Source organism: Lysobacter sp. 22409, from assembly GCF_052045105.1.
GTDB lineage: Bacteria > Pseudomonadota > Gammaproteobacteria > Xanthomonadales > Xanthomonadaceae > Lysobacter > Lysobacter antibioticus_B.
Window position 1 is genome coordinate 70,583 of record NZ_JBQEOE010000019.1, and the last position, 6,794, is coordinate 77,376.

General features: G+C 66.3%; 3 protein-coding genes. All 3 read left to right on the plus strand.

What is annotated here, in order from left to right:
- Nucleotides 1-396 precede the first annotated feature (396 nt).
- The 3 genes from ACTJJK_RS11930 (at nt 397) to ACTJJK_RS11940 (ending at nt 6,777) form a co-directional block, all read left to right on the plus strand.
- Entirely contained in the window at nt 397-1,419 is a 1,023-nt protein-coding gene (locus ACTJJK_RS11930) for a N(4)-(beta-N-acetylglucosaminyl)-L-asparaginase (RefSeq protein ID WP_031372345.1), read from the plus strand.
- 8 nt (nt 1,420-1,427) lie between these two features.
- Nucleotides 1,428-2,156: a copper homeostasis protein CutC gene (locus ACTJJK_RS11935; RefSeq protein ID WP_031372346.1), complete on the plus strand. Its 729-nt coding sequence runs from the start codon at nt 1,428-1,430 to the stop codon at nt 2,154-2,156.
- 1,720 nt (nt 2,157-3,876) lie between these two features.
- Entirely contained in the window at nt 3,877-6,777 is a 2,901-nt protein-coding gene (locus ACTJJK_RS11940; RefSeq protein WP_031372271.1) for a TonB-dependent receptor plug domain-containing protein, read from the plus strand.
- Nucleotides 6,778-6,794: the final 17 nt, after the last annotated feature.

Consider the following 6,794-nt stretch of genomic DNA (forward strand, 5'->3'; position numbering starts at 1 on the left):
GTCGGCTTCGTTGCGGAAGTCCGTTGCATGACACATCTTCCTTGTCGCTTGGCTTCCGGCGCGGGCGTGCGACGCCGAAACGGGGGAGACGGGCCGCAGCCGCGGCCACCTGCTAGGGAACGTAAGCGATGGCGGACGGCGGCCAAACCGGGCGAGCGCCCAGGCCGTGGCCGTTCCGGCCCCCTCCCGCGTCGTGCGGCTGCCGCCTGCATCAAGGATGCGCAAACGCGTTGAAATTCGTCGAAAGCGCGAGGTAGCCGGTGCCATGACACCGCCCCGGGCCGAATCGGTCGGTTGCGCAGGCGTGCTGCGCGCGGCCTGTCCACGCTTGCGCGCACCGACGGCGACGACTAGCGTGTCGGCGGTCCGCGCTTCGCGCCGTTTCGAATCCATCTCATGACCTCCCGCCGTCGTTTCCTGCACAGCTCGTTGCTCGCCGCCACTTCCGCTGCCTTGCCTGCATTCGCCGCCACCGGGCAAGCCCCGGGGCGAGGCGGTACCGGTGCGAAGCTGGTGTCGACCTGGGACTTCGGCGTCGGCGCCAACCAGGCCGCCTGGCCGGTGCTCGCTGCCGGCGGCTCGGCGCTCGATGCGGTCGAGGCGGGCGCACGCTGGGCCGAAGCGGATTTGTGCAACAGCACCGTCGGCCGCTGCGGCAACCCCGACCGCGACGGCGTGCTGACCCTGGACGCCAGCATCATGGACGGCGACGGCCGTTGCGGCGCGGTCGCCGCGCTCGAAGATATCGCCCATCCGGTCAGCGTCGCGCGCCGGGTCATGGAGCGCACGCCGCACGTGTTGCTGGTCGGCGCCGGGGCGCAGCAGTTCGCGATCGAGCAGGGCTTCCCGAAGCAGGCCCTGCTGACCGACAAGGCCCGCGCGGCCTGGCAGGAATGGCGCAAGACCTCGAAGTACGAACCGAAGATCAACGCCGAGCGTCTCGACACCGCCAAGCCCGGCGACAGCAGCAACCACGACACCCTCGGTATTCTCGCCATCGACGCCAGCGGCAAGCTCGCCGGCGCCTGCACCACCAGCGGCATGGCCTGGAAACTGCACGGCCGGGTCGGCGACAGCCCCATCGTCGGTGCGGGGCTCTACGTCGACAACGAAGTCGGTGCCGCGACCGCGTCCGGCGTGGGCGAGGAAATGCTGCGCAACGCCGCGAGCTTCCTGGTGGTCGAGCTGATGCGGCAAGGCCGCAGCCCGGACGAGGCCTGCCGCGAGGCGATCGACCGCCTGGTGCGCAAGCGTCCGCAAGCGAGCAAGACCTTGCAGGTCTGTTTCCTGGCGATCAACAAGCACGGCGAAGTCGGCGCGCACGCGCTGCACCGCGGCTTCGTCTACGCGGTTTGCGATGCCGGCAAACGCGATGCCTTGCTCGACTCGCGTTCGGTCTACACGACCGAACAGACGTGAGCGGCGCGATGAGCCGGCGCAGCCTGGAAATCTCGGCGAATTCGCTGGGCTCGGCACTCGCCGCGCAAGCCGGCGGCGCCGACCGGGTCGAGCTGTGCGAGAACCTGGGCGAGGGCGGCACCACGCCGTCCTACGGCACGCTGGCGGTTGCCCGCGAGCGTCTGCGCATTCCGTTGTACGTGCTGATCCGCCCGCGCGGCGGCGACTTTCTCTACGACGACTCCGAGCTTGCGGTGATGCGTGCCGACGTCGAGGCCTGCGTGCGGCTCGGCTGCGACGGGGTAGTGATCGGCGCGCTCGACGCCGACGGCGAGGTCGATGCTGCGACCTGCCGCGAGCTGATCGCAGCGGCCGGATCGCTCGGCGTGACTTTCCATCGCGCCTTCGATGCGGCGCGCGACCAGGGCCGGGCGTTGGAAGCGGCGATCGCTCTGGGTTGCGAGCGGATCCTGACCTCGGGCGGCGCTGCCGACGCCTGGAACGGCGCCGACCGTATCGCGGCGCTGGTGGAGCAGGCGGCCGGGCGCATCGGCTTGATGGCCGGTGCCGGTGTCACCGTGCAGAACATCGTCGCGCTCGCGCAGCGCGCGGCAGTCGGCGAGCTGCACGCCTCGGCCAAGATGCCGAAGCGCTCGGCGATGCGCTATCGCAACGAGGCGTTGGCGGGGTTGTCGGCGGATTGGGAGCAGAGCGATGAGCAGCGGGTGCGAGAGTTGGTTCGCGCCTTGCTCGGTTAGTGGTGCATGGTCTTCGGGGGGGCGAATCGCGCTCCTAGGTTAGGAGCGGCGCGAGCCGCGACCGCGGCACCTCAATTTCTCGGCGCTACTGGACGTAGCTCCCTGTAGGAGCGGCGTAAGCCGCGACCAAGGGATGGGTAGAGGCTGCACGGCCGGTGTTATTGATCGAAGTCGCGAACTGTTGCCGGGTAGGAGCGGCGCGGGCCGCGACCGCGCCACCTCAGTTTCTCGGCGCTACTAGACGTAGCCCCGTGTAGGAGCGGCGTAAGCCGCGACCAAGGGATGGGTAGAGGCTGCACGGCCGGTGTTATCGATCGAAGTCGCGAACTGTTGCCGGGTAGGAGCGGCGCGAGCCGCGACCGCGCCACCTCAATTTCTCGGCGCTACTAGACGTAGCCCCGTGTAGGCGCGGCGTAAGCCGCGACACGCTAGCCACGCCTGCGTCGTTTGCCGCCGCGAAGCGTTGAAGCAATATCAACATCAAGGTCTAAAGCTTCCGTCCGCTGACGCGGCCGGGTTACTTTCTTTTGCTAAGCCCAAAAGAAAGGTAACCAAAGAAAAGGGCTCTCCTTGCAAGGGCACAGGCCACGAGTGCGATGCTAGCGCCGGGATTTTTCGATAGGACATCCATGTCCTATCGAAAAACGGCGCACGTCCTGTGCGGCGCCCTCCGGGTCTCCTGGTGTTCTCGCAAGCTCGTCGCTGCGCCAAGCTCTTCACGGCAACGGCAACGGCAACGGCAACGGCAACGGCAGGCACCTTCTTACGCTCTGCTTAGCCCTGGCCCTGGCCCTGCCTCGCCTTCGCTTTTGTTGTGGGTGTGCGTCGTCCCGCACTAGCGAAGGCAATCGAAGCCCCGGAGGGCGGCGCGCAGGGATGCGCGCCGTTTTTCATCGGGACAGGGATGTCCCGTATGAAAAAGCCCTGCGTATGCACCGCTCGTGCGGGCCTGTGATTCAAAGAAAAGCATTTTTCTTTGGTTACCTTTCTTTTGTTGCTTATGACAAAAGAAAGTAACCCGCCGCTTTAGTGGCGGAAGCTCTTGGCGTTTGATCTTGCTTCAACAAAGTCAGCAGCAAGTGCAGAGCTTCTGTTCGGTACTACGCCAAGCTCATCACGGCAGCGGCAGCGGCAGCGGCAGCGGCAACGGCAACGGCAGCGGCAACGGCAGCGGCAACGGCAACGGCAACGGCAACGCGGTGGACCTCGGAGGAGGGGCACAAGCCGCGACCGCGAACCGTGGGCAGCGCCGCAAGCCGGAGGTCGGGTCGCGGCTCGCGCCGCTCCTACCCAAGAGCGAGGCATCGCGGACGAGGGGCAGGGGCTGGGCTCGGCAGGCCGACCCGGTTCGCGCATCGCGCGCAGGCGGCGATGCCTTCGGCAGGCCGGCACGCAAAAATCGATTCGGGCAGGCCGAGGCCCTGCGGCCTTCACGGCTGTCGCCAGACTCGGCAAAACAATCACTTACCGGCGTATCGGCGACCGGCTCGTCGCGGCGACTGTGTACGCGGTCTCCCTAGCACACCCTCATTGCTGCGCCGCGTCATGCAACGCGGTCCCAGGTTGTGGTTAATTTAGATCGATCCAATTTGGGGGTTGGGTATGCCGGGGCGGTCTTTCGGGGCCATCCGGGCAGTTTACTTAGATCGAGAGAAAAGCCGTTTGAGACCAGGGAGCGGTCGCCATTGCAGTCCACTTTTTCTTGGGGAGCACCGCGAAGATGAGCCATTCCACCCTGCGACGCAGCGCACTGACCGGTGCTTTGCTGTCGATCCTGTTCGCGCCTGCCGTGGCGCAGGCGCAGTCCGCCGAGACGCCGGCCGGCCAGGCCAGCGCGGGCGCCGACGAGAGCAGCCGGGCGAACAAGCCAACCGAAATCGACAAGATCACCGTCACCGGCTCGCGCATCAAGCGCAGCGAGATCGAAGGACCGGCGCCGGTCTTCACCATCACCGCCGCGCAGATCGAGAAGGAAGGTTTCAACACCGTCTACGACGCGCTGACCACGCTGACCGAAGCCATGGGCACGGTCGAGTCCGACATCGCCTGGGGCCAGCACACGGTCAACGCCAGTCCGCTCAACCTGCGCAACATGGGCCCGGGTCGCAGCCTGCTGCTGATCAACGGCCGTCGCGTCGTCGATTACCCGCTGCCGTACCAGGGCAAGAGCAACTTCGCCAACTTCAACAACATCCCGACCGCGATCGTCGAGCGCATCGAAGTGCTCGCCAGCGGCGCCTCGGCGATCTACGGCTCCGATGCGGTCGCGGGCGTGATCAACGTGATCCTCAAGAAGGAATTCCAGGGCGACCAGGTCAAGATCCGCGGCGGCACCTCGACCCGCGGCGGCCGCGATTCGATGGACCTGTCCTGGGCCGGCGGCCGCAGCGGCGACAACTGGAACGTGACCTACGCATTGCAGTGGTTCCACCGCGAAGCGTTGCCGGCAAGCGAGCGCGAGTTCATGGACTCGGAATTCGATGCGCCGGCGACCTCGCTCAATCCGCAGGACCGCAAGGTCGGCGTGCTGCCGTCGGTCGGCATCCGCATGTTCAACGCCGGCACCGGCCAGCGCATGATGCCGCCGGCCGGCGCCTGCGATCAGTACGGTTCCGAGTTCTTCCTGCAGAACCGCCGTACCTATAACCGCAACAGCAACACCATCGGCAACACCGGCTGGCAGTGCGGCCAGAAGACGGCCTACCAGCACTGGACTCTGCGCAACGGCAGCGACGATCGCTCCGGTTACGTGTACGGCAACTACGATTTCGCCAACGGCATGCAGGGTTGGGTCACCGCTGGTGTATGGAGCTCGCGCGGCACCAACATGACCTTCATGCCGGCATGGAGCTCGGGCGGCACTTACCACGACGTCGGCCTCAACGCCGATCTCGACCTGGTCAAGCGCTTCACTCCGCAGGAAATCGGCGGCGCCAAGGGCGGTTACACCCGCTCCGACGAGTTGTCCTGGGATCTGTCGGCCGGCCTGCGCGGCCAGTTCGGCGATCGTTTCGACTGGGACTTCAGCATCGGCCGCGCCGAATACACCGTCGACGAGAAGTTCCCGACCGTGCTGCTGGCCGAAGCCGACCGCTACTTCCTCGGCGCCAATCGCGATCGCATCGACCAGAACCGGTTGTGGAATCCGATCTCGCCGCAGGACTACGCCTCGATCACCACGCGCGGTAAGAACCGCGCCGAATCCTGGCTGACCTCGGCCAACTTCATCGTCAGCGGCGACCTGTTCGAAGGTTGGGCCGGCCCGATCGGCTTCGCCGCCCAGCTCGAAGCGGCCAAGCAGGGGTATAGCCTTGCGCCGGATCCGAACACCATCGGCGACAACCGCAAGTACGACCAGACCGCCAATCTCGATCTGGGTTCGGGTACGCGCAATCACTACGCCGCCGGCGTCGAGTTCAAGATTCCGCTGCTGGAGTCGCTGACCGCATCGCTGGCCGGCCGTTACGACAAGTACGACGCCGTATCCGGCGACGCCGCGTCGACCTACAACGCCGGCCTGGAATGGCGCCCCTTCAGCAACCTGTTGGTGCGCGGCACCTATGCGACCAGCTTCCGTGCGCCGGACATGCACTTCGTCTACGCCACGCCGAGCACCTCGGTTGCCGACCAGACCGATTACCTGAACTGCCTGCGCGCGGGCCAGCAGGGCAACTGCACCTGGGACGCCGGCTTCAAGGTCGAGGACGCGAACATCGCGCGCCAGGGCACGCCGAACCTGAATTACGAAACCGGTAATTCCTGGACCGCCGGCTTCGTCTGGGACATCACCGACGGCCTGTCGGTGTCGACCGACTACTGGCGCATCGAACTGGAAGACGAAATCGACGACGTCGGAGCCAACGACGTGCTGCTCGACGAGGCCTACTGCCTGACCGGCAAGACCCCGACCGGCGAGCCGCGCGTCAGCGCTCCGAGCGCGGACCGCTGCAAGCTGCAGATCGGCCGCGTCACCCGCGCCGCCGATCCGGACGGCGCCGGCCCGCTGCTGGGCCAGGTCACCGATATCCGCACCGGCCCGGTCAACCGCGCCGCGCGCAACGTCGAAGGCGTGGACGCGTCGTTGAAGTACCGCTTCACCACCGAGCGTTGGGGCGATTTCAGCCTGGGCCTGAACTACACCAACCTGCTCAAGCTCGAAACCCGCACCGACGCAAGCGAAGAGATGCAGGACAAGCGCAACGACGAACCGCGCAGCAAGTTCCGCGGCAGCGTCAACTGGCAGCGCGAGAAGTGGAACGCGACCGTCTACGCCGACCGCGTCGGCAGCGTGCCGAGCGTGCGCTTCAACGGCTGCCTGCCGTTCTCCGACGGCTACGTGCCCAACTCCGACAACTGCGTCGACAACGACTCGGCCAGCCCGACCTTCGGCCAGGCGACCAAGAAGTACTACGGCCGCGTCGGGCCGGCGATCACCTGGAACCTCAGCGCCGGCTATCAGATCACCGAGAAGGCCAAGGTCAACTTCTACGTCAGCAACATCTTCGACGAAGTCAACGAAGAGAAGGACCCGTACAAGAAGGACTTCGCCTTCATCGCCGACCGCATCTTCAGCCCGGTCGGCCGCGAGGTCGCCATCGAGTACGTGCTGGACTTCAACTAAGGCAGGCCAACCCGTCG

Coding starts and splice junctions, on each gene's coding strand:
- ACTJJK_RS11930 (WP_031372345.1), top strand. CDS start 397: ATGACCTCCCGCCGTCGTTTCCTGCACAGCTCGTTGCTCGCCGCCACT.
- ACTJJK_RS11935 (WP_031372346.1), top strand. CDS start 1,428: ATGAGCCGGCGCAGCCTGGAAATCTCGGCGAATTCGCTGGGCTCGGCA.
- ACTJJK_RS11940 (WP_031372271.1), top strand. CDS start 3,877: ATGAGCCATTCCACCCTGCGACGCAGCGCACTGACCGGTGCTTTGCTG.